The sequence below is a fragment of the Paenibacillus baimaensis genome (assembly GCF_025567575.1).
The window spans coordinates 257,950-284,431 of record NZ_JAOQIO010000077.1 but is presented as its reverse complement, the minus strand read 5'-3'; the positions used below and the strand labels follow the sequence as shown (position 1 = coordinate 284,431).

Annotated in this window: 24 protein-coding genes and 1 riboswitch; of the genes, 7 read left to right on the top strand and 17 right to left on the bottom strand. The window is 48.3% G+C overall.

Annotated features, from left to right (window positions below; genetic code table 11):
• From OB236_RS19150 to OB236_RS19130, 5 genes are all read right to left on the bottom strand, one after another.
• A partial coding sequence (locus OB236_RS19150; protein ID WP_262685434.1) for a Rieske (2Fe-2S) protein occupies nt 1–363 on the bottom strand: 363 nt, incomplete at its 3' end.
• Between the two features lie 406 nt (nt 364–769).
• On the bottom strand, nt 770–1,129 hold the full coding sequence (locus OB236_RS19145; protein WP_262685433.1) for a hypothetical protein: 360 nt from the start codon (nt 1,127–1,129) through the stop codon (nt 770–772).
• Between the two features lie 167 nt (nt 1,130–1,296).
• Entirely contained in the window at nt 1,297–1,530 is a 234-nt protein-coding gene (locus OB236_RS19140) for a protein kinase family protein (protein ID WP_262685432.1), read from the bottom strand.
• A 163-nt stretch (nt 1,531–1,693) separates the two neighbouring features.
• Complete coding sequence (locus tag OB236_RS19135) at nt 1,694–2,677, bottom strand: Gfo/Idh/MocA family protein (protein WP_262685431.1); 984 nt, start codon at nt 2,675–2,677, stop codon at nt 1,694–1,696.
• 89 nt (nt 2,678–2,766) lie between these two features.
• The gene (locus tag OB236_RS19130; RefSeq protein WP_262685430.1) at nt 2,767–3,774 is read right to left on the bottom strand and encodes an aldose 1-epimerase; all 1,008 of its coding nucleotides are present in this window, start codon (nt 3,772–3,774) and stop codon (nt 2,767–2,769) included.
• A gap of 208 nt (nt 3,775–3,982) precedes the next feature.
• On the opposite strand from OB236_RS19130, the gene OB236_RS19125 reads away from it, so the two are divergent.
• Nucleotides 3,983–4,531 carry a PadR family transcriptional regulator gene (locus OB236_RS19125; RefSeq protein WP_262685429.1) on the top strand — a complete coding sequence of 183 codons (549 nt, stop codon included), beginning with the start codon at nt 3,983–3,985 and terminating at the stop codon, nt 4,529–4,531.
• Nucleotides 4,524–6,041 carry a DHA2 family efflux MFS transporter permease subunit gene (locus tag OB236_RS19120; RefSeq protein ID WP_262685428.1) on the top strand — a complete coding sequence of 506 codons (1,518 nt, stop codon included), beginning with the start codon at nt 4,524–4,526 and terminating at the stop codon, nt 6,039–6,041. Before OB236_RS19125 ends, OB236_RS19120 begins: the two co-directional genes overlap by 8 nt.
• 112 nt (nt 6,042–6,153) lie before the next feature.
• Here the strand turns inward: OB236_RS19120 and OB236_RS19115 are convergent, their stop codons facing one another.
• Complete coding sequence (locus OB236_RS19115) at nt 6,154–6,402, bottom strand: hypothetical protein (RefSeq protein ID WP_262685440.1); 249 nt, start codon at nt 6,400–6,402, stop codon at nt 6,154–6,156.
• Between OB236_RS19115 and OB236_RS19110 the strand changes: the two genes are divergently transcribed.
• Both OB236_RS19110 and OB236_RS19105 read left to right on the top strand, forming a co-directional pair.
• A complete protein-coding gene (locus tag OB236_RS19110; RefSeq protein ID WP_262685427.1) occupies nt 6,319–6,735 on the top strand; it encodes a winged helix-turn-helix transcriptional regulator in 417 nt (138 codons plus the stop codon). The genes OB236_RS19115 and OB236_RS19110 overlap by 84 nt on opposite strands.
• Nucleotides 6,677–7,213 (top strand): hypothetical protein, encoded by a 537-nt coding sequence (locus OB236_RS19105; RefSeq protein ID WP_262685426.1) that lies wholly within the window; start codon nt 6,677–6,679, stop codon nt 7,211–7,213. Before OB236_RS19110 ends, OB236_RS19105 begins: the two co-directional genes overlap by 59 nt.
• Before the next feature lie 354 nt (nt 7,214–7,567).
• Here the strand turns inward: OB236_RS19105 and OB236_RS19100 are convergent, their stop codons facing one another.
• The 11 genes from OB236_RS19100 to cobJ all read right to left on the bottom strand — a co-directional run bounded on the left by OB236_RS19100 (nt 7,568) and on the right by cobJ (nt 20,147).
• Nucleotides 7,568–8,128: a nitroreductase family protein gene (locus OB236_RS19100; RefSeq protein ID WP_262685425.1), complete on the bottom strand. Its 561-nt coding sequence runs from the start codon at nt 8,126–8,128 to the stop codon at nt 7,568–7,570.
• A gap of 32 nt (nt 8,129–8,160) precedes the next feature.
• The gene (locus tag OB236_RS19095; protein WP_262685424.1) at nt 8,161–9,648 is read right to left on the bottom strand and encodes a cobyrinate a,c-diamide synthase; all 1,488 of its coding nucleotides are present in this window, start codon (nt 9,646–9,648) and stop codon (nt 8,161–8,163) included.
• Entirely contained in the window at nt 9,638–10,888 is a 1,251-nt protein-coding gene (locus OB236_RS19090; protein WP_262685423.1) for a cobalt-precorrin 5A hydrolase, read from the bottom strand. Before OB236_RS19090 ends, OB236_RS19095 begins: the two co-directional genes overlap by 11 nt.
• Nucleotides 10,885–11,667: a precorrin-4 C(11)-methyltransferase gene (gene cobM / locus OB236_RS19085; RefSeq protein WP_076233332.1), complete on the bottom strand. Its 783-nt coding sequence runs from the start codon at nt 11,665–11,667 to the stop codon at nt 10,885–10,887. Before cobM ends, OB236_RS19090 begins: the two co-directional genes overlap by 4 nt.
• Complete coding sequence (gene cobI, locus OB236_RS19080) at nt 11,667–12,377, bottom strand: precorrin-2 C(20)-methyltransferase (protein ID WP_262685422.1); 711 nt, start codon at nt 12,375–12,377, stop codon at nt 11,667–11,669. Before cobI ends, cobM begins: the two co-directional genes overlap by 1 nt.
• A complete protein-coding gene (gene cbiE, locus OB236_RS19075; protein WP_262685421.1) occupies nt 12,370–13,668 on the bottom strand; it encodes a precorrin-6y C5,15-methyltransferase (decarboxylating) subunit CbiE in 1,299 nt (432 codons plus the stop codon). The genes cobI and cbiE overlap by 8 nt, the downstream gene beginning before the upstream one ends.
• Nucleotides 13,669–14,211: 543 nt before the next feature.
• Nucleotides 14,212–15,336: a cobalt-precorrin-5B (C(1))-methyltransferase gene (locus OB236_RS19070; RefSeq protein ID WP_262685420.1), complete on the bottom strand. Its 1,125-nt coding sequence runs from the start codon at nt 15,334–15,336 to the stop codon at nt 14,212–14,214.
• Between the two features lie 14 nt (nt 15,337–15,350).
• On the bottom strand, nt 15,351–16,001 hold the full coding sequence (locus tag OB236_RS19065) for a precorrin-8X methylmutase (protein ID WP_076233329.1): 651 nt from the start codon (nt 15,999–16,001) through the stop codon (nt 15,351–15,353).
• A gap of 5 nt (nt 16,002–16,006) precedes the next feature.
• On the bottom strand, nt 16,007–16,780 hold the full coding sequence (cobK, locus tag OB236_RS19060; RefSeq protein ID WP_262685419.1) for a precorrin-6A reductase: 774 nt from the start codon (nt 16,778–16,780) through the stop codon (nt 16,007–16,009).
• Nucleotides 16,781–16,797: 17 nt separating this feature from the next.
• Nucleotides 16,798–17,871, bottom strand: a complete 1,074-nt coding sequence (locus OB236_RS19055) for a sirohydrochlorin chelatase (protein ID WP_262685418.1) — start codon at nt 17,869–17,871, stop codon at nt 16,798–16,800.
• 356 nt (nt 17,872–18,227) lie between these two features.
• Nucleotides 18,228–20,147, bottom strand: a complete 1,920-nt coding sequence (gene cobJ / locus OB236_RS19050; protein ID WP_262685417.1) for a precorrin-3B C(17)-methyltransferase — start codon at nt 20,145–20,147, stop codon at nt 18,228–18,230.
• A 174-nt stretch (nt 20,148–20,321) separates the two neighbouring features.
• A riboswitch (cobalamin riboswitch) is annotated at nt 20,322–20,536 on the bottom strand.
• 250 nt (nt 20,537–20,786) lie between these two features.
• On the opposite strand from cobJ, the gene OB236_RS19045 reads away from it, so the two are divergent.
• From OB236_RS19045 to OB236_RS19035, 3 genes are read left to right on the top strand one after another with little or no spacing between them, the layout of a single operon-like run.
• Nucleotides 20,787–22,088: an O-antigen ligase family protein gene (locus OB236_RS19045; protein ID WP_262685416.1), complete on the top strand. Its 1,302-nt coding sequence runs from the start codon at nt 20,787–20,789 to the stop codon at nt 22,086–22,088.
• Nucleotides 22,085–23,254 carry a glycosyltransferase family 4 protein gene (locus tag OB236_RS19040; RefSeq protein ID WP_262685415.1) on the top strand — a complete coding sequence of 390 codons (1,170 nt, stop codon included), beginning with the start codon at nt 22,085–22,087 and terminating at the stop codon, nt 23,252–23,254. Before OB236_RS19045 ends, OB236_RS19040 begins: the two co-directional genes overlap by 4 nt.
• A gap of 38 nt (nt 23,255–23,292) precedes the next feature.
• Nucleotides 23,293–26,457: a heparinase II/III-family protein gene (locus tag OB236_RS19035; protein ID WP_262685414.1), complete on the top strand. Its 3,165-nt coding sequence runs from the start codon at nt 23,293–23,295 to the stop codon at nt 26,455–26,457.
• Nucleotides 26,458–26,482: the final 25 nt, after the last annotated feature.

Genomic DNA, 26,482 nt, shown 5'->3' with positions numbered 1-26,482 from the left:
CTCGAGTCCTTCTTTCAGTTTATGTTTATATTTTTCCGCGCCTTCAGCTCTTCTGGAAACCGGATTTACCCACACTTCGCCGCCCTCGACCCGCACTCCATACGACGGAACATCGTCCGCCCACGGATCAAGCGTACCGCCGCTGCAGACGTCAAACCGGGCATGATGCCAATGGCACGTCAATATCCCGTTGCACAAGCTCCCCATATGGAGCGGAAAGCCTAAATGTGGGCAGCGGTTGTCCACCGCATATACTTGGTCTTCATGATAAAAAACAACGATACCGCTTCGTATAACCTTTGCGCCCTCTTGTTTAAGCGCTTCCAAATTGCCTGCTGAAATCCAGTTTAAGCTGACACTCATCGATACAGCCTCCTTTATTTTTCAAGTTGCACTCCAAACTACAACAATCGTATCCCAGTATCTCATCAGAACCTCTGCGTCCTTTTACATAGTTTATTATACCTTAATGTCCCGGCCAAGACTTCATTTGCCGTAGTTTCCGCCGCCGAAATGCAGATAGTTCGTGCCGATGTTAAATCTCTTTAGGCTTTCAAGGTGTCCCTGAAAAGTCAAGTGTTTTCGACAAATTGAAGCCCAATTTCACAAATAAATTTCCAGTTCAAGAAGTAGGAACAAAAAAATCCTCCGACAATTTTGGGAGGATTGGATTAATGGTGAGACGAGAAAACTCTTGTCCTACCTGCCTTGGCAAATGCCGAGAGGCTATCTGGGAGGCGTTATATTGATAGTGCCATTCACCGATTCTTTATGTTTCGTCGTCATATGATAATTGCGTTATGATTCGCTGCAACAACGCAATAGACCCTTCCAAGAAGCGGGTGACACCGAATACGGCTGCCGTTTGTTCCAGGTGGATAATGAGGTCCTTGATCATCCGCACATCCTCAGCCGTCAATAAGAGTGCTGGGAGTACATAGGTCTGGTCTTCATAGCGATACCCACGTCGTTTGGCACTGTAACTTAATGGCGCCCCCAACGTATTTGTTAAATATTCGATATCCCGGCAAGCCTGCCTCACAGAGATCTCGAACCGTTCTGACAAATGCCCGCTGTTAGGGTATTTGCCATACCTCACTTGCTCATCGAACCACAGGATGCGATGCATATTACCCATTCCCGTTCACAACACATAATGGAAAAATAAAGAATAATCCCCCCAACAAAGTTCAACAAAGCACCACGCATAACTGCTCGTTAGGCATAACGTGGCCTCCGGTTTGTGCCGGCAGCCTCGTCCTGATTGTTTAATGAACTATTGTGTTACGTTAGAGTTCAGTCGGATGTATAATATTCATAATAGCCCTGACCCCTAAAACCGTTAAAGGCAGACAGAAGCCCACAAAGTCGAAGCCGATCTTGATCGACCAATAGTTTGCCATAAGCCTTAATGAACCGTTTGGCATGGTCATTACTTTTCAGGTTAAATTGCAAAGACCAGAGGCCCCAGAAAATATCATAATGACGGTCGCCGATACCACCGTACCCAACATCAATATATCCATTCATTCTAAAATCTTTAAGGAATAAGTTTGGTAAACAATAAGCCTGCCTTGTTCACTGCTGCATATAAGGTGAGTCCGAATAATGTATGTGTAATGGTGTCCATGCTTAAGAGCATACTCCTCTCGTTTCCCATGCCAGGCTAGCCCGAGTCCGAAGCTCTGTTGAGTTATCCGCTAAATTCATCAAGGCGCACTGGTAAGCCGGATGCGGCCGAATGCAAGGCGGCTGTTGTTACAGTCTGCGTCCGCAGGGAATCCGCGTAGATTGATAAAATACGTGACGTGTCACCTGTTCGTACCGCATGAAAAAAAGCTTCATGCTCACGAATATAAGGATCGTTCTGATTCGCGTACTCGCATACAGATGCTCGACCGATATCCTTTAAGCTTTTGTCGGACAGCTCCAGCACGCCTTGATCCGTATACACATGCAGCCCAATCGGACCTGAGCCCGGCAGTATGCAGGTGTTCGAAATTGTCGCTACCGCTCCGCTGACCAGCTTGATCGTTACAGTACCGACATCGGGTGTCGTAACTCCATCTTCCTTCTCATGCATCACACGGTTGGCGTAAGCTGCATATACTTCCTCGACCTCGCCCATCGTATAACGCAGCAAATCCACCATATGCGAGGTTTGCTCGATAAATTGCCCGCCTGATCCGTCCTGTCTGCGCCACCATGGAACCTTCGGCATACTTCCCATCCAATACCCGAGAGCCATCCCTACAGTACGACTCTTTAAAAGCTCAAGCGCCCTTTGTGTGGAATCCATATAACGAAAATGATAACCGATTGAGGTAATAAGCGGCTTGGCTTGGATACGACTGGCTATGTCCGCAGGCTGCAAGAGGTCCAGACCGAGCGGCTTTTCAAGCAAAAAGGGGATCCCTCGTTCTATCAGCGCATATTCAATCTCTCCGTGCGCCATGGGGGGGACGCATACGAATACGGCATCCAGCTTCTGTTGATCCAGCATATGGGTCAGTGAGTCATAACCGACAGCACCGTTCCAATCAACCGCAGCCTGCTCTGCCTTTTCCAAGCGGGTTGCACAAAAGGCGCGTACCTGCACACCTTCCATTTTACTTAACAGATTGCAATGAAAACGCGTAAAGCCCCCGGTTCCAACGAATCCTACTTGTAAGGTCATCAGTGTTCCCTCCTTTGTATATCCGATGAGCAAGTCCCGCTGCGCGGCCATCATACAACGGCAGCGGGCTTCGTAAGATTATACCGAGTTTATTGGTGTTCAACGTACAGCCGGCTTGAAGCGGTCCATTCCGCACCAGGTGCCAGCAGCTGGAATCCGGTAATTTCATCCGGTAAAGATATATTAGGAGCATTGATTGCCCAGGTCTGAGGCTCGGGACAAATAAATCCGCTCACACCGTCATCATTCCATATTGTCCAATGCCCAAAGGATGGGTCCACCTCATAAACCAGACTGATTTGTCGCTGCTGATCCGTGAGAACCGCTCCGTAGAAGTCTGAGCCCTTATGCTGGATAGCTCTCCCGGTCAAATGCCTCGCATAAGCTTCGCCAGTAGGTCGAATACCGTCTTGACGCAGCTCCCGGTCCGTTTCGTCCAACGGTAATAATACTCCCGTAGGCAGAAACTCCGAATTCAGCTCCCATTGCTTATCGACGGATACCCGCAGCGTGTAATCCTGCTCCTGACCCTCTTGATGAAAGGGAACTTTAAGTGCAGTATGAAAGCCTACACCCAATGGCATCGGTTCATCGCTCAGATTTGTAATCCGAATTTGCTGTTCAAGACCGTGCTCCGATAAGAAATAAGTTAATACATATGTAAATTCATGCGGATAATAGGCAAACATATCGCCATCGCGATTCATATTCATCAATAGGCTAACCTCAACTGACCCGTCCTCACGAACACTGGATGATTGGATCTGCCACGGTCTTTTATGGAGAATTCCATGCATAAACACCTTGCCATCCGAACTATTAAGTGGAAATGTGTAATCGCGATGAGGTGTGGAGAACTTTCCCCCTTCAATCCGATTAGGTGGGAACAAAGGCGGTATCCCGTATCTTTGACCTGATTCGCGAAGCTGTTCGATTGTACCCGGAATGCGTAAAAAGCTCAGGCCTTCCTCAGGACGGCTCAGTTCAACCATATTAGCGCCCCGACCCGGAACGATAACTGCCTGATAACCTCCGGCATTTAATTGAATGGCCGGCTCATCGTAAAATTGTACATTTTGAACTGAAGCTTGACTCATGCCTATCATCCTCTCAATGTTGCTTGTTGTCGTAATAAAATTCCCTTTCTATTATCTATCAAAATGTGCTGCAGCGCAAAGAACGGCAGAGACAATTCATTATTTATTTTACAAAAAAAATATACTTGTATCATTTGTTTATATATTGATTCGATATATATCATACGTTTATAATATATTTATTAGCTATCAAGGAGGCATACCGTTTATGACAGGTCAAGATGTAATACTTGGAATTTTGGCAGTTGAACCAAAATCCGGCTACGATATCAAAAAAAAGTTTGAGAATTTATTTTCCTACTTTTTTGATGCGAGCTACGGCACAATTTACCCTACGCTTGGCAAGCTGGAAAAGGAAGGATTAATTACAAAGGAGAACGTTGTCCAGCAAGGGAAGCCCAACAAGCATATATATTCGATTACCGAGCAAGGAAGGGTGAAGTTCCAGAGCTATCTAGAAAGCGACATCCAGGAAAATGTGCTTCGTTCCGATTTCATGGTTCGTCTTATTTTTGGAGAATTAGCTGATCCACAAATGGTCGCTGGTTGGATAAACAATGCTTTACAGCGGTCACAGGCGGAGCTGCTCAGTTTGGAAAATGACTATGAACGTATGGGCCCCAACATGAGTCCCACTCAGGAGTTATGTATCCAGATTGGTATCGGCAATATACGGAGCCAGGTCCAGGTGCTGCAGGATGGTATTGCACGACTCCGTACAATTAACAACAATATGGAGGCGCCATCACATGAGTAAGCGGACGAACGGATTTATTTTGCTGGCTATGGCACTTGGGTTGTTGATGGCATCGCTTGATAATACGATCACCTCAGCTGCCGTCAGCCACATCATTAAGGACATCGGTGGATTTGATAAAATGAGCTGGGTTTTTACGGCCTACATGCTGGCGGCTACCAGTACGATGCTAGTGTTTGGGAAGATGTCCGATTTATTCGGTCGAAAACGATTTTATTTAATTGGCATTGCTATTTTTCTTCTCGGCTCCGCATTATGCGGTCTCGCGCAAAATATCGATCAGTTAATCTGGTTTCGTGCACTGCAGGGAATCGGTTCAGGCGCTCTCTTCCCCATCAGCTTTACGATCATCTACACGATGTTCGCTGATCCGAAGCAGGCTGCCAAGCTTTCCGGTGTTTTTGCTGGCATCTTTGGTATATCCTCCGTTGCGGGTCCACAGATTGGCACGCTGTTGTCGGATTACTGGGGATGGCGTTGGTGCTTTTACGTCAATGTGCCGCTTGGCGCTTTGTCCTTTCTCGTACTGCTGATCGCTTTGAAGGAATCACGTTCAGACCGTAAGCCTAAGATTGATTATCTGGGTACCGTTCTGTTGATCGTTTCCACGATTTCGTTGATGTTGGCTTTGGAATGGGGCGGCAAAAGCTACCCTTGGGCATCGTGGCCAATTATCGGTTTTTTCGCAACTGCTGTGATCGGCACGTTCCTGTTCGTCCTTACCGAGCTAAAAGCCGAAGAACCGATACTGCCGCTGCAATTATTTCGCAACCGCATGATTGTCGGTACGAGTATTGCCTGCTTATGCCAAGGTGCCATTATGTTCTCAGCCATTACTTATTTGCCTATGTTCTCTGTAGCTGTACTTGGCAACACGAACTCCAATGGCTTGCTGACACCGATGATGTTCTCGCTGATGGTTGGGGCCGTTGTATTCGGAGGCCTGCAGACGCGCTTCTCCTTCCGGTCGTTGATCATCGTATCCATGCTGATGGGCATCGTTGTTACCTTTCTGCTCAGCAGGGTTGCTCATGATGCCTCCACTGTTTATATGATTTCTTTGATGGTTATGCTTGGGTTTGGTGCCGTTGGCCCGTTGATGAGCGTAGCGCAAAATGCTGTTGCTTACAGTGTTGACCCCCGTTACATCGGTATCAGCTCGTCCATTGTTGGCTTCTGGCGTAATATTGGCGGTATACTCGGAGCGACCTTGACTGCCACTATCGTAAACAATCAGCTAGCACAAATGATACGGGATGGATCAGAGGCTCACCACATTCCTGCTGATAAAATCGATACGTTGGCCAATCCCGAATTGTTAGTCCGTGCAGCCGCTAGCATACCTCAGGAAATTCGTGAGTTCTTACGTGACTCGCTCGGTACGGCGATTAATCATGGATTTATGATTGCTATCATCTTTGCTGTAATAGGGGTTCTGGCAGGCATACTGTCCGGTCCGGGAAGATTTGATAAAATGAAACAGCGAGCAGGCGCTAAAGAGGCGGCTTAAATTGGTTTTACCTTGGGAAAGCATAAACAAAGATCCACGCTCGATGCGCGGATCTTTTGTTGTTTATTGGATACTTTCAAACAATGGGCTGCATCGCTGCTGTTCAGTGATTTCAGGTGTGCTGCGTACGGAGGAGTGCTTCAAATTTCGCCTTTCCCTGCTTTTCCAGCCAGGTGTTAAAATCCATTAATTGCGGGAGCAGCTTGCGCGCAGCAGCAATATCCACTTCGTAGCCTTCGTCGTTTAACCATTGATACAAACGGGCTAAAATTTCATTATGCTGCCGAATCGTTTCGAGCGGAATCTGAACGTAGGGAATAGTACGACGACTTATTGCAGCAGCGATCTGTGGTGGCGTCAACCCATCCCCAGCGATTTCGATAGTTTTGCCCTAACTCAAGGACCACATCGTTTTCACCAATTGCGACGAAATGTAGATCGGATTAGTATCAAGTCTTTAACAGATGTACTGCGTCATCTCGAGCAGCATAATGTCATTCAACGCCAAGTATTTCCTACAGTACCTATAACCGTGGAATACTCATTAACTGATAAAGGAAGAGCGTACAAACCCGTGCTCCTGCAAATGCGCATATGGGGGGGGGAAACCTGGGGAGCACATCAGAAACTCGGCGATGTACCCGAAGCTATTGGACCCCATTATGCAGCTTCCGATCGGATTGCAGAACCCTGATCGGTTGGACATCTACAGTGGTGTCGTTAAATCTGGAACTGATTCTAGCAACCGTTACTTGTGCTCATGTATGGGGGCAATTGGCGTTACTGGAGCCACAGGAGCCGTAGGCGCTGTGATTGTTGTGGATGTGACTTCTTTTGTGGAAGGAGCCTTAGCTTCGTTTGGCGTCGGGGAAGCTTTAGAGGCTGATGATGATTCCGCTGCTGGGGCCTTGGAGGACACACTAGGAACCGATTTGGGAGCAACTGTAGGTGATGTGGTCATGACTTCTGTTTGTGTCGGGACGATTTCAGTAGAAGATGCTTTTGGTGCTGAAGTCGAACTTGTTGATGCCTTTGGGGCTTGGGTTCCAGGGACAGTTGTCGTCTTCGAAGGCGCAACAGGTGAAGCAGGTGTGGACGGCACTCCTTGCAATGGCTTCGCGGATTCCGGTACAGTTACAGGTACAGTTACAGGTACCGGCTGGTTTATCTGAGCAATACCTTTTATAATCTTATCGCTCGATAATATCAAGGCAGCTGATAAGATTGCAACGCCTCCAATACTCCCCCATATCACCCACTGCTTTTTCATTTCCTTACGCCTCCTTTCTGGGTAAACATTGTAAAATTGTTGCTGAGCAAATATGCGTAGAGGTGGTGTACCCGTGAAAGGGAGTGGCAGAAGCCCAAGAAACAAACTCGTTACCACCATAACATCAGGAAATTAGGCAGCTTACCCAATTCAGTATAAACCACCCCTAGCCCGGTATCACCGCTTTTAAGCATACATATTCATGAGGATCGTTGTGTCATACAGACGTTTAGTAATGCCCCAACTTAGACAAAGCTTATTGTACAAATGTCGTCTTATCCCGATGAGGTGTTCTTGCAGTTGCTGCAGGCTCATCAATCGGATATCCAATAAACACAGTACCGATAACCTTTTTATTTTCAGGTGAACCGATAAACTCATGCATCCGTTCGTCATGGACCAGACCTATCCCACGAGTCCGCCATACAAAACCAAGTCCCAGCTCCCCTGCGGCAAGCCACATGGAATGAATTGCACAAGCTGTGGCATATTCATTATCCTTGGACGATGCAGGATCATTCGGGATCACATCGGACGTTACTACAATGACGAGTGGTGTCGCGGTAAGCACCTTCAATGACTCCTCGACAAGCTTCGGTTTGGTTGGGAACCGCTCCTCCAAATAGGAAAATGCCAGCGCCTCATAACGCTGCTTGGCTTCACCGCGGATCACATAAAAGTGCCAAGGCTCGCGCAGTCTGTCGTTAGGCGCTAATGCCGCTGCTTCGAGCAGGGCATCGATTTTTTCATCTTCGACTTCAATGGGTTGAACATTTCGAGTTGCACGCCGCTTGCGCAGCAGTTCCATAACAGACATGATTCATGATTCCCCTCTCATTGGATTGTGCTTTAATGTTCTTTAAGTTGCTTATACTGCTTGCATTGTTCTACCCACCGTTGTGCTAAAGCTGGCTCCGATGCAAAATGAATGTGTGTATATCCGGCGATCAAATTTCCCTGCTCGTTCAGATAGCCTTCCGGCTTGGTCCCACGCAGTCCCTTCGTTACATACGCATGACGCAACGCCATCTCTGGTTGGGGATTTGACGCCTTTATGCTCCCCGATTGGCTGTCATGAGACTGTGCGTCAGTCTGTTTATCTGCCGCCACTCCGGGTTGAAACGTAGAATAATGAAACTCATGGCCTTTGGCCTTATCCGCAGCTCCCAGCAGGAAGTTGCCTTCAGTGCCGGTAATTTCCCTATAACCAAGAGCAGCGAGCTTCTTTTGCATGCGGACGGTACCAGGAATCAGTCCCAGCATCGGATAGGTTTGACCATTCGTATTCGCTATCGAATCCGTCAAATACATGAATCCTCCGCATTCTGCCAGCGTAGGCAGCCCACCGGAAATCGCTTCGCGAATCGACTGACGTACGTGCTCGGCTTCATCCGCGGCCAGCTTGTCGGCAAACTCCTCTGGAAAACCGCCTCCAAGATACAGACCATGCACACCCGCGGGAAGCGGCTCACCAGCAAGAGGGGAGAAATAGATGCACTTGGCTCCATTTGCTTCCAGCAGCTCGATATTTTCCTGATAATAAAAGTTAAAGGCTGCATCTTTGGCAACAGCAATCGTAACCTGCGGCTGCGGTAAGCTATCTACTGGCATAAATATTCGCAGGCTGTCCTCTGAGAGCTCAACTTGAGGAGATTCCGCCAGCTCCCAAATGCGCTGAACATCGACGGTACTCGAGATTAAAGTCGACAAGCTGTCAAAAAACGGCTGCAGCTCTCCTCTCTCTATAGAAGGAACGAGACCCAGATGGCGCTCCGGCATTGAGAGTTGATCGTCGCGCAGCAAATACCCAAGCACCGGAATGCCGCATTCCTGCTCAATCGCCTCACTCACAATCCGGTGATGATTGGCGCTGCCTACTCTGTTGGCGATCACACCGACAATTCGTGCCCGCGGCTCCATACACTGAAAGCCTTTGACGATAGCAGCAGCACTGCGCGCCATGCTCTGGCAGTTCACGACCAGCAGAACAGGCGCATCCAGCAGCATGCTGATTTCGGCGGTGCTGCCTTCGTTGTTTTTCGGGTTTTTACCATCATAGAACCCCATAACCCCTTCAATGATCGAAATATCGGCGTCATGGCTAGCTCTTGTATAAATTTCCTTAACGGTATCGTGAGACAGCATGTAGCTGTCGAGATTACGTGAGCTGCGCGCGGTTACAGCGGTATGAAACGTAGGATCGATATAATCAGGTCCACATTTAAAGCCTTGGACTTGATGACCGAGATTACGAAGAGCCGCCATCAAACCAATGGTTAGTGTAGTTTTACCGACACCACTTCCGGTTCCGGCAATTACGATTTTTCTATCGGCCATCGGCTTGTACCCCGGCTTGATTGTTGTTCACTGCCGATGATGCTGCTGTGGATACCTCTTTTGAAGCATCTGGTGCGTTAACCACAACAGCCTCCTGTGCAGACTTCTCGGCCATCTTCACAAAATCGATGAGACCGACAGAAATCGTCACGTTGCCGGACTTCTTCTTGGTCAGAGCAAGCTCGGATGCTCCTGAATACAGCTTCGCTGCAGGCTCGCTGACGCCATATGCGCCAGTAAACCTATGTACGGTATCGGAGGGCGCCTCGATATGCATTTCGTTTAATTGCTCAGGGGTGTATGTCACCAGCGGCCAGCTGTACTTGTGAGTGACAGCAAGCAAGCCTTCCTCATCCTTCTTCAGATCAATCGTGCAGATGGCCTTGACGCTCTTGATCGAGAACTGCAATTCAGCCAAGGTTTCGGTGATCACCGCCTCAATTTCCTCGGCAGCTGTGCCGCGGTTGCACCCGATGCCAAGTGCAAGCACCTTCGGACGATACAACACACCATTGGTTAGTATAGTCTCTTCAGACTCAGACAGTACACGGTGCGTGACAACAAGCGCTGCCTGCGGCTGTGCGGCAAGTGCAGCCTCGACAGACGTATATTCTCGTATGGTCGCAGGCAGGGGAGAATCATGCAGCCACCAGCCCGGCTCACCGGACTCCTGCACGACGGCAACCTGCTCTTCGTTAACGACTGAGGCGCTGACCGGAGTCAGCTTCGCCGCGGATTCCCATACCCAGCCGAAGCGGCGGCCGAACAAGTCAACGGCTATCGTTTTTTGCACATCGGAAGCAGTTGTAATTACAGCTCTGGCACCGATGGCCGCAGCTACCTCGCGGGTTAGCTCATTCGCGCCGCCCAAATGGCCGGATAGCATGCTGATTACGTGCTCCCCTTTATCATCGATGACGACAATGCCGGGATCGGATTTCTTATCAACCAGCAAGGGGGCTATCATTCGAACCACAGCACCCAGGGAAATGATCGTGATGATGCCTTTATAGGCTGGAAATAAAGCAGGGAACAGCATTCTTACACTGCCTTCGAACAGCTGAATACCGAGCTCCGCTTCGTCGCCGCGCGCAAACTTGGACATATAATACAAATCTGAATGAGAAAATGATTGCTGCAGCTTGCGGGCAAGCTCGACGCCGTGCTTCGTAATAGCTATAATCGCGTAATCGCCATTTTGCTCAATTTGTGGAAATTGACCCTCGACTAAGCTGATCATGAGGGCTTCACTCCTCTGCGGAAACGATGCGTGAATTCCTTGTCGTACAGCTTGGAGCGATACTCTTCATTGCTATGAATATCCGGGTCCAGCGCCCACCCTGCCAAAATCATTGCATGGGAACGAATCCCATTCGCACGCATGTCCTGATCCAGATTGGCGATTGTCGTACGCACGATGAGCTGATCTGGCCAAGTGGCACGCTGCACAACAGCAACCGGCGTATCCTCGCTCCAGCCTGCTTCCAGCAGATCACCAACGACTTTTTTGACCAGTGTGGCACTAAGGAATAAGGCAAGCGTGCAGTGATGGGCCGCCAGGTCCTTAAGCTTTTCCAGCTCAGGTACAGGCGTCCGGCCTTCAGCACGGGTTAGAATCAGGGTCTGCGTCAGCTCAGGGATCGTCAGCTCGGCACCAATCGCCGCGGCTGAGGCAAATACAGAGCTGACCCCGGGAATAACCTCATACCCGACTCCTGCCTTTTTGAGCAGCGCAATCTGCTCCATAATGGCACCAAACACGGCCGGGTCACCAGTATGTACACGGGCAACCATTTTACCCTGACGTACGCGATCCACCATGATATCGACCATTTCCTTAAGATCCATACCCGCGCTTTTCAAAATCTCCGCTTCCGGCTTGGCCTTGGCAATCAGGTCCTCATTAACCAATGAATCTGTATAAAGAACAACATCGGCCTCCTGCAGCAAACGTAAGCCTTTAACCGTAATCAAGTCCGGATCGCCGGGACCGGCTCCAATAATATAGATTTTATCCATTATTTTCTCACCACCATTAATGTTAAGTATTCCAGCTCACGGCCCTCCAGCACGCGAATATCCCGCCAGATCATTTCTTCGGATGAGGTTACTTTGGTCAGCACGGATGCCTTATCAACCAAACCAAGATCACCTAGCACACGCAGCATCAGATCAATCACCTTGGCCACCTTGATAAATACGATACAATCATGGGATTCGATTGCATACCGCATTTTATCGTAGTCATCCGTAGCCGGAATAATGGCGATTTTCTCATCACCATCCGCCATCGGCAGCCCCAGTCGTGAGGCTGATGCATTCACAGAGGAGATGCCCGGAATGGATACGATCTTCACCTCAGGGTGTCGCTCCGCCATTAACCTCATCAAATGAATAAATGTACTGTAAATCATTGGATCGCCCTCAGTGACAAAAGCAACATCCTTGCCCTGCTCTAAATGCTGCCATACCGCATCCACGGTTTTATTCCATTGCAGCTCCAAAGCATCGCGGTCTCTCGTCATTGGAAAGATCAGCGGAACCATAATTTTCTCTTCCGTATTGACATAAAGCTCAGTAATCGCTAAGGCGTAGCTCTTGGCTCCCCGCTTTTTGCGCGGATATGCGATAACCGGGGATTCCTTCAGAAGCCGGAAAGCCTTTACCGTAATCAGCTCCGGGTCACCGGGCCCAACACCCAAGCCATACAAAATACCTAAGTTACTCAACTGCCTTCGTCTCCTTTACTGCTGTACTCTCCGGCTCTTGATGCCGGGCCGTTATAATATAAACAGGGTTAAGTCCCTCAAATCGGGTCATATCCAAAATCGGCTTGCTCCGCGAAATTTGTGCCAAAGTAATATTCGTAGCAAATCCTTCCTCAGCAAATGTTCGGTTAGCCTCATATAAGTTTTCAATCGTCACTGCATTAAGCACGATTCTGCCTCCGGGCCGAAGTCGCGTGCAGCACACATGCAGCAGCTCTTTCATTTCACCACCGCTGCCTCCTATGAACACCGCATCAGGATCGGCAAAAGTCTCCAAACCTTGTGGTGCGCGCCCCTGAATTGCTGTTATATCAGCGCGGAAACGCGTCATATTTTCCAAACAGTTGGCGAGATCCGCTTCATTCTTTTCAATTGCATATACCGCGCCTTGTCTGGCAATGCGTGCTGCTTCAATCGCTACCGAACCGGTACACGTTCCAATATCCCAGACGATGCTGTCAGACCGAAGTCCCATCTGGGCAAGACTCAGAACACGGATCTCCTTCTTGGTGATCAGACCCTTATCCGGCTTGCGCTGAGCAAACAACTCATCGTCAATACCGAACGGCCAATCAGGCAAATCTGCGGTGGAAACACCTGGTCTTTGACGTAAAATAACGACATTGAGTGGCGAAAAAGCTTCCGTTGCCTGATCAGCCAATTCATGCAGCTCATACCAGCCCGTACGTTCGTTCGGTCCGTCCAGGTTCTCCGCAACAAATACACGATATTCCGTCATACCAAAAGCGAGCAAATAGCGGGCAATCTCCTGCGGACTGTTCGTTTCATCCGTAAGCAGCGCTACCTTTTTCTTCCCGTCAATGCGCTGAGCTAAGCCCTTTATGCTCCGACCGTGAACACTCACAACCTCGGCATCCTGCCAGCTCTCCCCCATTCGTGCAAAAGCAAGCTGGATCGAGCTCAGATTCGGAAACACCTCAACCGCCAGCTTGGAGCTCAAATACCCGCCAATCCCGTAAAAAAGCGGATCGCCCGAGGCCAGTACCACGACACTGCGTCCTTGCTCCGACTCTGTCTTCAAGCGGGCTGCCAGCTCGCTCAAACCACCTTTAATGACCAACTGCTCTCCTTGATGGTCAGGGAAAAATTGCAGCTGACGCTCACCGCCGACCAGCAGCTCACTGCTGTCGATCCAATCTGCATACAGAGGCAGCAGGCTATCCCTTCCGTTATCGCCTATGCCGATCACTTTGGGCTTCGTTATTTGTACATGCGGTTGTTGTCCGCTCATTGTTTAGTCTCCTTAAAGCGTTCCAATGGAATGCTAACTTCGTAAGCATAGTCTTAAAGCGTTGCTTCAGCAACGCTGACTTCTTTAAAGTACTGATGAATAGGTCCCGCTTCGCGTGCGGATCATTCCTCCGATCACTGTTGTCTCCAGATTTCTTGATGGTACAAGACATTTAGCAGTAGAAATCCAGAGACAAAAGCGAACGCTTCGCTTCTCCAGAATGATTCCGCCCACTCCGCTATTGATTCATCGGACTTTAGAGCGTTCCAGAGGAACGCTTGGAATCGCTTATCGTCTTCTTGAAAACATTACGTAACCATAATCTTAAGGAAAACGCATGTTCTTTCTATTTTTAAAAAAGCCCGGTGAATAACGAGCGGAGTGACCGTGGTGTTCTGGAGAAGCGTCAGCGTTCACCTTTGTTCCCGAATTTTAACCATCACATGTCTTATACAATCACAAAAATTCGGGAACAACAGTGATCGGAAGAACACTTCGGTCGCGCAGCGGTACTGTTCACCTAGTCCCCGCGCAGCTCAATTTTCACCTATCCTCCGCACCTATTCTCCGTGCACTTCCGAGCAGTACGGCCTTCATCGAAATAATTACGGTATCCAGCTCCATACCGCCCCCCACTTCTTTCAAGCCCATGTCACAGCAATAGCTGCTCAATAGCTCAAAAAAACCAGGGTATCCCCATGCCTGCATCCAATCACCGACCAAAGCCGCCGTGTTCGCACCCCGTATCAATTCAGCCTGCTCCTCCGTGGCTCCGGCCTCCAGAGCAACCTTGGCGAGAAAACCAAAATCTATCGGCGCGCTCTTGCTGTGCACCATCATCACACCTTGCGCGATTTTGGAAAATTTACCCATCATTCCAACCATCGTTACGCGCTTAATGCCTTGTCGCTTGCAATGCAGTAGGGCAAATCCGACAAAATCACCCATTTCCACAAAAGCTTCCTCAGACAGCTCGGGATACATATCAATGCCATACTTCTCCGTCCGTCCACCTGTGGATAGCACGATGTGCTCACAGCCGCATTTGACAGCGACCCGAATAGCCTGAGCCACACTTGCTTTATAGGCGGCTGTAGAAAAAGGTACCACCGTCCCCCGCGTACCGAGGATAGAGATACCACCGAGGATGCCAAGCCTGCCGTTCAAAGTCTTTTTGGCGATTTCCTCGCCGTCCGGGACTGATATAACGACTCGTACTCCGCGGTCCACCTCAAACTGTTTCAGCACATCGTTTGCTGCCTGACGAATCATTTTGCGGGGAACCGGGTTGATTGCCGCCTCTCCAACCTCAACGGGTAAGCCCGGCTTCGTAACGCGTCCGACGCCAATACCGCCATCAAGCTCAATACCACTTTCGTCCCGCCATGTAACCTCAGCAATAATCCGCGCGCCATGAGTCGCATCCGGGTCATCCCCACCATCCTTGATCACCTCGGTTTCCGCCCGCTCTAACGTAAATTCGCAGCGTACTATCGTGAATGTCACATCTTGACCGATTGGCAAATGAATCGTAGCTTCCGTCTGCTCGTCCTGCGTGATTAGCGCCGTTAAAGCGGCCTTGGTCGCCGCCGCCGCGTTAGAGCCCGTCGTATAACCATGGCGCAGTGGCTTGGCATCTTGTGCTTCCTTGCTCCCGGACTTGTCCATCGCCATAGTGTGACCTAGCCCAGCCGTTCAGCCATCAGCGAGATCGCATTAACCGTTGCCACCGCTACCGGGCTGCCGCCTTTACGCCCAATATTCGTAATAAAAGGAATATCCAGCTTCGCCAATTCTTCCTTCGATTCCGCAGCCGATACGAAGCCGACCGGAACACCAACGATAAGACCTGGCTTAGCAGCACCCTCTTTGACAAGTCGAATAAGCTCCAGCAGTGCCGTAGGTGCATTACCAATTGCATAGATGGCTCCCTCCGCTTCAAGAATCGCCTTACGGATCGAAATGATCGCGCGTGTCGTATTCAAGCGCTTCGCTTCCTCCATCACATCAGGATCAGAAATATACACTCGCACGTCGCCGCCAAATTTGGCAATTCTCGGCTTACTGATGCCAACCTGTACCATTTGTACATCAGCAACAACAGGTCTACCTTCGCGAATAGCCTTAATGCCCGCTGTAATGGCGTCTCTATGGAAAACAAGGCTGCGTCCCAGCTCAAAATCCGCAGAGGCATGAATAACACGCTGCACAACAGGATACTGCTCCTCTGTAAAAGGATGCTCCCCAAGTTCCTCAGTGATCATTTCAAAGCTGCGTTCCTCAATTTCCTGCGGCTGTACCGTCAATGGTTTAAATTCCGTTTTAAAATCCATCCTGCTTATACCCCCTTCAATAGTTCGTTCAGCTTCTTGATTACATCTTCAAAATCACTGAAATGTACCCCATACTCAACCTCTGGCCGTCCAATCATGATCGTTTCAATACCAAGCTCCAGCGCCGATTCCAGCTTCTCATCGACAGCTCCTACCTTACCGCTCTCCTTGGTGATCATCAGCGTGACTTTATAATGCTCATACAGGGCCGTATTTAAAGCTTTGGAAAAAGGGCCCTGCATCGCGACAATATTTTTTTGCAGCAGTCCAAGCTCTTCACACTTCTCCATATTATCTCGACGGGGAAGCATACGGGCAACCAATGTCGTGTTCGGCTCGTTCAACAATCGTTTGGCAAAAATGTGCAGTGTCTTGCTGCCCGTTGTCAGCATAATGACACCCTGCTTGGCCGCGGCCATCTCGGCTGCCTGCTCGTAGTCGTCAGCATAGGTAATGAGCGGATTGCCATCAAAAGTAAGCCGATCCCGTTCATAGCGAATATAGGGCACGTCCGCTTCACGCGCAGCGGTGATTGCGTTCTTCGAGGCTTCCTCGGCAAAAGGATGCGTGGCGTCTACAATCGTACGAACACCGCGCTCCTTGACTAATGCAGCTAACTGCTCGGCGGTTAACCGACCTACCATCACAGGCAGACCGGCATTCTCCATCGATTGCGCAGCGCTGTCTGTTACAACAGTAGTAAGCAGGTCATAACCCGTCTGCTGAATGGAAACAGCAAGTTCCCTTGCGTCGCTGGTTCCGGCCATAACTAATATCATCGTTACGCCTCCTTCTATTAGGATGATGCAACAGTCTTGTTGTTGACAGGCTGTTTATCGTGGTCATGCTCTTCATCATGCGAATGGTCGTGGTCAGTCTCATTATGGACATGAGGATGATCGTGGTGGTGATGATCGTTATGGTCGTGGTCGTGATCATGGTGATCATGTTCGTGATTATGATGATCATGTCCATGATGGTGATCGTGATCATGGTCGTGATCGTCGTGTCCATGATGATGATCGTCATGATCGTGGTGGTGGTGATCGATATGCTCCATCGCGGCGATCCGGTACTGACACATATCACAGTTCATTTTGGCTTCACCCTGCAAAGCTTCCGTTGCACGTTCAATCAAAATTTGCCGCAGCTTCGGATGAAATCCAAAGTAATCAGCCAGTGAAAATTGATGCTCTGGGTAGCGTTCTTCAAAAGTTTCCAGCATGCTCTCCATCCGTTTGATCAGAACTCCCGTGAATAAAAAGTAGGGAAGTATGATGACCTTGCGGGCGCCGAGCTTCAAACATCGCTCCATCCCTTCTTCCAGCAAAGGAGCCGTTACACCAATGAAAGCTGTTTCTACCCATTTTACTTTCAGCTTTTCCCAAAATAACCGGGATATTTTGAACAGATCGCTGTTAGCGTCTGCATCACTGCTGCCCCGTCCCACGACCAATATGGCCGTTTCTTCCAGTTCCTGTCCTTGCTCCTGCAAGGTAGCTTCCGTTATTCCGGCTGCTCCCAGACGTGATGTAAGAATGTCCAATACCTGCTCATGGACACCTATCGGTCTGCCATAATTGAAACGAATTGACGGGTGACGCAGCTTGGCCTCGTCGATAGCTGCTGGAATATGAATTTTGGCATGTCCTGCAGAAAATAAAGTAATGGGCACCACAGCGATCTGCGTCGCACCCTTGGCTACACATTGATCAATTCCCTGACGAATGTTCGGCTTCTCGAACTCCAAAAAGCACGTTTCAACGAGCGGCCCTTGAAGCTCCTTCGCAATCGCGCCAACAAATTGTCTGATTTCTTCATTACCTTCGGCATCTTTACTACCATGCCCTACAAATAATACAGCGTTCATGGGTTACCTCCTCATAGTTTTCCGAAGGAAAACTGCATCGTAAGCTCAAACTGTGTGTTTCTAACCAAAACTGGCTTCCTAAACATAAGCTTCATATCACTTAGAAAAATTATTTTTGAATGCCTTAACAGCATCGTACAAAGGCGGATATTAGCAAAACTTCTTATTATAGAAGCATCTCTCTCAAAATAAGCATCTGAACCGATATAAAACATCATAACAACAGCAACTTTCATCCAATAAGTAACGGGTACGCTATAAAACATCGTTACAACTGAACAAAACGAATAAATCGGATAAAATAGCTTCTCCTTACGATGTTTTACACCGTTACAAGCATCTTATTCGTATTAGTCCTAATCTCCGCAAATTGCATTTTCTATAGTAAAGACAGGCAAATCTTGATGACGGTAGCCTTCAAGCTCCTTGACTCTTTTAAAAAACTTATGGAATCTTTCATTCGGGTGACCTTCGGTTACGTATCGATGCATAATATTTTCAATCGTGGAGACCAAATCCTCCGGCTTGATCCCTTCAGCAACCGGCTGAGCCGGGTGAACATTACGGCCTACGGTTTTACCGCCCAGGAACAAGTCGAACTTCTCCCTGCGGTAGACGATTCCGATGTCCTCGTTGACGGCACCATAGCAGGCCATTCCGCAGCCATTGAAGCCGATTCGCATTTCTTTGGGAACGCCCAGCCCACCGAGCTTCGCCTGCAGTTCCTCTGCATAAGGAATAGACTCACCCTTCTCTCCATTGCAAAAATCGCAAGCCTTTACCTGTGCGACATCGCCAATCGGAGCCAGCAAAAAGCCTTCCATCCTAAGCTTATCCGTAATCTCTGCCGGATTGTCTGTAGGCACACGCAAGATCAGTTGATGATGTGGTGTATATTCCATCGATCCCTTGTCGCCGACAACGGCTGCCAAAGTCAGCATCTGCTTCGCCGTGAACTGCTTGTTGGCCACGCCTGGGCTGACGGCCAGCTCAAAGATCGACTGCTGCCTGAACAAACCTGCGGTGACCGCAGCAGGTGCTGCAGATCGTGCTGGTTCATCTGTTGATGCAGTCACCGCAGATGGAGCCGCCAACGTGTTGGTTACTCCCACTCCATTCCTTCGATCCACAAGCTGCAGAGCCTCCATGGCCAGCAGCAGTGGATCTGAACTGACGTGGCGTTCTGCTACTGCTACAGCACTCGGCTCAACAGCAGTGGACACACCTGCCAGCTTCGGTGTACCTGTTGTTCCCGGGCCTGGCGATGCGGAGCTCGTTAACAGGGTACCTGGCTGGCGGATTGCTGCTGACGTCGACCCAACGTTCGGGATGCGCTCATCCTCCTCGTCATCCCATTCCTCATCGTCTATATCCTCAATCAGGGAGTCTCCTTCTTCTTCGGATTCCCATTCCTCATCATCGTACTCATCATTTGCTTCCTCTGGCAGCTGCTCCAGCGCCCAAGGCTCTGCTTCCTGCCGCAGCCTCTGATGCGGCCGCAGTGGCTGCACGTCGGCACCAAGCGTGTACTTGCGTTGGTAGCCACGAGGCGTAATCATCAATCCGTCATAGACCATTGTCGACGAATTGCCGATAATGACCGTAGTCAACATGCCAATATCGTGATCCAGCATATCCCGCAGATTCGTCAGTACGATATGCTGACGATCCCGATACGCGCTTTTCACAATACCGACTGGTGTTTCCGGTGAACGATACTTCAGCAGAATCCGCTGTGTCTCCACAATTTGCCGAGTACGTCTGCCGCTTCGCGGATTGTACAAGGCGATTACGAAGTCCGCCTGTCCAGCCGCTTCAACACGCCGCTCAATCAGTTCCCAAGGCGTCAAATGGTCGCTAAGACTGATCGTGCAGGAATCATGCATAATCGGAGCGCCCAGCAGTGATGCCGATGAGTTAATCGCCGAAATACCGGGAATAATCTCAACCTCCACGCCGCCCTCCGGGTGCCAACCCTTTTCCATCAGTACTTCGTACACCAGACCCGCCATTCCGTATACACCAGCGTCACCGCTCGAAATGACCGCAACCTTTTTCCCTGCTTCCGCCTGCCGCACCGCCTCTTGAGCACGGCTTACTTCCTCAGTCATACCCGTTCTTACAATTTGCTGATCGCTCAGCAAACCGCTGATTAAGTCTACGTAGGTGTTGTAACCGATGATTACATCGCTCTCCTGGAGCGCTTCACGAGCCCGTTTCGTTATATGTTCAAAGCTGCCGGGTCCAAAACCGACAATCAGCAATTTCCCTGCCACAAGCTGCACATCCTTTCCCTATCCACATCGATAAAATGACAACAAAAAAAGCACTTCCAATGTGTTAGAAATGCTGTTGCATCACATACATACAGGGTATCGACAATAGGCTCTCTGCCCTTTACCTCTGTAAGTAAGCCAGTCTCTAACACTTGCCTAAATCCACGTAGGTTAACAGTGTTGTTTAAACAGGCAGGTTTCCTGACTCAGAACATCGTGCCCGATTCCTTCCCAAAGCACTAATACTGCTTCAGTGGATCCATCTTTCAGGCATTTGCCAATCTCGATTAGCGTTCTCTACAGTGGCGGGTCCGTGCCGGATTTTAACCGGCTTCCCTTTTAAGCGAATGAGATTTCTCAGCACTCGCACCTATTCTATCACGTATACAATTGTCTAGTTTCATCATATCACCCGTAAGGAAGCTTTGTCTAATGATATCATTAATGGATAGTGGCTGAATTTCAACAAATAAATAAAAGCTGGCTATTGACTTGATACAAAACGTATCGTATTATTCATTTATAGATACTTGTTACAAAACGTGTCAAAGATGTGAGTATGAAAATTTTTGAATACTTATTAAGTAGGATATTAAGCAAATTCCACTTTTATACTAATTATGATAGGGCGTGGCAATATTGGTATTACAGCGAACAGGACTGCTGTACGTGATGTTATCGTTGCTTTGTATTGGGATTCTGGCAGCCGGTATTATGACGGATTCCTTGCTCATTATATTGATTGCGATAGCATTAACTTACGGGTTGTTCCTCTCTCTTCGATATCCTTTTATTCCTCTTGTGGCTTACTCGGTGGCAATTCCTTTCGAGGATATTCTTAGGGTGGGGGGGATTTTTAATACTTTGACCAAGGGGTTCGGCCTTCTTTTTGCAGCTGTATATCTGATTACCCATTTCCGCCAAATCAAGTTTAATCTCATACCGGCCGTTTGGTGGGTATGGTTGGTATGGAACATAGCCAGCATCCTCTGGACGCCTGATGCTTTCTTCGCCGCAGTATGGTTCAGCGTTGCAACTTATGTGCAATTGTTCTTTATGTTGGTGTTGATGGTCAATTTACTACATCAAAACCCGAAACGGATCCCCATTCTATTAGCCTTTTACAGTATTGCCACAACAATTACTTCATTATATAGCATCGTGAATTTCATGCAAGGCGCTGATCTGACAGAGGGTACACGTACCGGCGCCTTCGAGGAACAAAGCGTTGCCCATTTTGCCGCCATGATTATTCCCGGCCTGCTGTACCTTATCCACTGTGTATTGCACAGCAAATCAATTTTACTCAGGGTTGGGTTAATTCCGATTGCCCTGATTCAAATCACAGCCGTCATTCTCTCTGGTACGCGCAGCGCCTGGATGGGATTAGCTGCCGCTCTACTGTTTATGCTGCTCGCTAATTTTAACTGGAAAAAGGCAGTCGCCGTCATTCTGGTCAGCGGAATTGTGTTGTTTGGGGTTACTTCCATCCCTGAGCTTGAACATATTATTACAGCCCGTTCTGAGCAGGCAGTAGACAGCGGAGGGTCCGGCAGAACGATGATTTGGGAACACGCTATTGGTGTATTCGCGGACCATCTGATTATCGGCACGGGGTCAGGTACTTATCACAAGTATCAAGAATATCCACCATACGGAGCCCACAACATTTATTTGGGAGCTGCGATTCAGACGGGAATTATTGGTCTGGCCCTCATGCTAGCCTCCCTGTGGCGTACGTTCAGGGCTTCATCCGAAAGCAATTTGAACCTGCTGCTCAAAGGCTTGCTGATTGCCTATATGGTTGAATCGTTTTTTCTAGAAACGACGATTATGAAATATTTCTGGTTTGTCATTGGGTTATCTCTTGGAGCTGGCATATTGAAAATTCCCACCCGTCGATCTCGTGCACTTAAACAAAAGGAGCCGGTTCAAGTATGAAAATTGTCCACTTCACATCTGTCCACCATGTCTATGATACACGTATAACCTTTAAAGAGTGCAGCACGCTGCAAAATTACGGTCACGATGTCAGACTGATCGCCGCACATGATAAAAATGAGCTTATCAATGGCATTCAGGTCATCGGTGTTGGCAAAGGTTCTTCAAGACGTCTCACTCGCATGCTGTTTACAACGATAAGGGTGTTTCGGGAATGTTTGAGACAGGATGCGGATATTTATCATTACCATGATCCCGAGCTTATGCCTATTGGACTGCTGCTTAAAATACTTGGAAAACGAGTGATTTATGACGTTCACGAAGATGTTCCGCGAGATATTTTTTCCAAGGGTTGGATTCCCGATTGGCTTAAAAAGCCAGTTTCTCTAAGTGTCGAGGCTATAGAACGGTTTGTGTCCAAACGTATGGATGCCATCATCCCGGCGACTCCTTTTATTGCCGAGCGGTTTCGGACCTACAATCCACATACTTATGAAATTCAAAACTTCCCTCTATTGGATGAACTGATAAGTCACGAGGGCTCCAAGATCAAGGAACATAATAATATTGCTTATATCGGTAGCATCTCCGAGGTCAGAGGCATTAAAGATACAATCGAATGCCTTGAGCAGTTAAATCGGATTATGCCGGTTAACCTACTCCTTGGCGGTAATTTTTCACCTCCTGAACTGCTTGACCAGGTTCGCCAGCTGAGTGGTTGGAAATTCGTCGATTATCGAGGAAGGGTCGACCGAGAGCAATTTCGTGAGATCATGTCACAAAGTAAACTGGGGTTAGTCGTACTGCATCCGGAGCCCAATTTTATTATGTCGCAGCCAAACAAGCTGTTCGAGTATATGTCCGCAGGTGTACCGGTGCTTGCCTCCGACTTTCCTTTGTGGAAACAAATTGTCGAAGGCAACCAGTGCGGTCTATGTATCCCCCCCATGAAGCCCCATTTGATGGCAAATGCGATCCGATATGTGCTGGAGCATCCGGAGGAAGCGCAGCGGATGGGAGAGAATGGACGTCAGGCCGCTGTTACGCATTATAATTGGGAGCCAGAGGGCCACAAGTTGAATGAGCTGTACGAACAGCTGATGAAACCGAAATTTGATAATCGAAATAAAAGAAATCGTAAACAGTTGACTGCAGACAGTGGTTAATTCAAGCATGGATAACGAGCAGTAAGAGGAGTGAGAGAATGCGATTCAATGGGTTTAAGAAAAAATCTATAGTTTGGACGTTTGGTCTTTCATTTATCGTGTCGGCTATAGCGCTGTTTATACCTTTTGAGGATACAACCTCGAGTGCACTCCAGAGCACAGATCCCGTGAAAACAAGAAGCACCTATTACACTCCGAAGAAAGTTCAAGCCGCCAGAAATAATATAGCCAAATACGATTGGGCCAAAACGATACGCAATAATGCAGTGGCTGAAGCGGATCGTTATCTTCGTCGTGGCTCATCCTTACTCTGGGAGTCTATAACACCACAAACGATTCCGCGCAGTTACACGGTCAATCAATATGAAGGCAGCCCTATAACTGGGCAGGAGCTCAATCAATATGGTGCCTACCCGTATGAATTTAACGTGGCTAAGGAGCCATGGAAGCTTACCGATCCATCGAGCGGATACAAATTTCCTACTAATGATTACGGCGCCTATTATAAAAGCGGTTTGAATGCCAATGGCATTTTTGATTCCAATCTTGCGGATCGGAGTCTGCTTGTCAATCAGCTGTATCCCGATAAAGGGAAAACCTGGGGCGTCGATGACGGCTCAGGCTGGATTGATGCAAGCGGTAATAAGTTCACCTTTATTGCCTATTATAACCATTGGGCGATCTGGAGAGATTTTGTTAACAAAGCTCTACTCAGCCTACGTGATGCCTATTTGTATACAGGCGACCCCAAATATGCGAGTGCCGGAATTATCTTGCTGCACCGTATTGCTGATGTATACCCGTCTATGGATGTTTCGGCTTATAAGTGGGACGATGGATTCCGAAACTCGCACGGACTGACAGGTCAAGGAAAAATCCTTGGTTCGGTATGGGAGGCTGCTTTACTGCGCGATATTATTAGCTGCTACGATGCCTTCTTCCCCGCCATGCAGGATAATGATTCCGATTGGGTCCGATTTTTAGAAGAACGCAGGAAGATCTATTATCCCGATGAAGAGCCACTGAATGCAGGGAGTATACGCAAACACATTGAGGATCAAATTCTAAGACAAATTTATCCTGCCGTGAAAAAAGCACAAATTTACGGCAATGTCGGCTTTCATCAGAGCACGTTGGCGATGGCGGCAGTTGTACTCGATGATCCTGCTGTGACTCGGGAATGGATTGATTTTATTTTCCGCACCGGTGGGCTTATGGAGGATAGCAAGGGAGTTCGAGTAACGGGTGGCAACATCAATTACGTGTTGATGTACGACGTGGATAGAGATGGACTGGGCAACGAGGCGAGTCCAGAGTATAACAGCTACTGGCTGGATAATCTCCGACAAGTTGCTGACATTCTGAATGGCTATGACCGTTATCCGGAAATGGATATTTACCAAAATGTGAAGTTTCATAAAATGTTCTCCGCATTTGTTCCCTTTGTGCTTTCGGGTAAATACTCTCCTTCCATTGGGGATTCAGGATCGACAGGAAAACCGGAAATCTGGTTGAATAAAAATACCCTTGTTAAAGGTTTCGAGGTGTATGGCGATCCTCTACTCGCCCAGGCAGCAGTGTTTGCCAACAAAAATTCGATCACAGGCTTGATTAACGACATCTTTATGCTTGACCCCGATACAACTATTAAAAACATTCAGGACGTTATTAAAACTCAAGGCACCTTGCAACTGAACAGCGTGAACCTGTCAGGATACGGATTAGCTATTCTGAGAGACGGTACAACCAGGACAGCAGAGGAAATGAAAAAAACGGATAATCAACGGGATTTGTGGATGTATTATGGCCGTAATTCAACTTCTCATGCCCATAAGGATTCTTTAAATTTGGGTATGCACGCTTTTGGACTCGATCTAATGCCCGATTTGGGTTATGTCTCTTACGCAGATAATAATTGGCTTTCCATGTATTGGGAGCGTAATACGATCAGTCACAATACTGTCACCGTCGATAAAAGCATCCAGTCTGAATCATGGACTGGCAACCCCCTGCATTTTGATAATACAGGGCAAGTGCAGCTCATCGATGTAGAAGCCCCACATGTCTATTCCCAAACAGAGCTGTATCGGCGAACCACGTCTCTCATTCGGGTAGATGATAACAACTCCTATGCCGTCGACTTCTTTCGCGTGCAGGGAGGAAGCAATCATGATTTCAGCTTCCATACCGGAGATGGGGTACTAACCACCCAAGGTCTAAAATTGACAAACCAGCCCGAGGGCACCTACGCAGGAAGTAAGATCCCATATGCCAACGAAGCTTATACGACTAAATCGTCCAGCGGCTTCAATTATTTGACGAACGTGAAGATAGCCAACAATCCATCTCTGATCTCCAGTATGGATTGGAAGCTAACAGATACGTGGAAAGCTCTTCCTGGACCTGCTGATATTCATTTGCGGCTGACAATGCTCGGGAAATTAGATCATATCGCATTAGCCGACGGCAAGCCTCCTCAAAACAAGCCGGGCAATCCAGAATCATTGAGATATGTGATCGCTCACCGTTCCGGTACTGAATTGAGTAGTACATTCACGTCCGTCATTGAACCTTACCGCAAGGAACGGTATATAGAGTCGATAGAAGAAGCTTCTGTTTTTTATCAGGGAAATCTGGTGCCCAATATGGAAGCAAGAGCTGTCAAGGTGACTCTGAAAAGCGGGCGTACAGACTACATTATTAGCGCTCTTGATCGTAACAAGTCATATATCGTCGACAACCGAATACAATTTCAGGGATCGTTTGGCTATTACTCCGAAAAAGCACTTGTGCCTGTTTATGCTTATGTACAGGAAGGATCCTTCATCGGCCTTCCGGAAGCACCTGCCATCAGTGGAGTTGCCCCAAGTATTGAAGGTAAGGTTACAAATTGGAGTGGTGGGCTTACCGATAACAATTGGCTGGAGGTTGATCTGAAGAAGCTGGGCGACATGCAGTTCGGGTCCTTAACAGGACGCTCCATTCGTATCAATCATGCCGGGCTAGCGGTCGACAGCCCTAACACTGTTTTTGAAATCAAAGGATCTAGTAACTTACCCGATGGAAAAGTAAAAATAGAATTGGGCGATACCCCAATTGTTCATGGCTGGAAGGACCCCCGCGACTATTCAAAGGGTTACGATTATCTTGTTGCAGATGGTGATACCTTCACCATCCCACTCTCCACTGAGCGCAAATATTAGTAGAACTCCCGAGTAGGGTTTACCT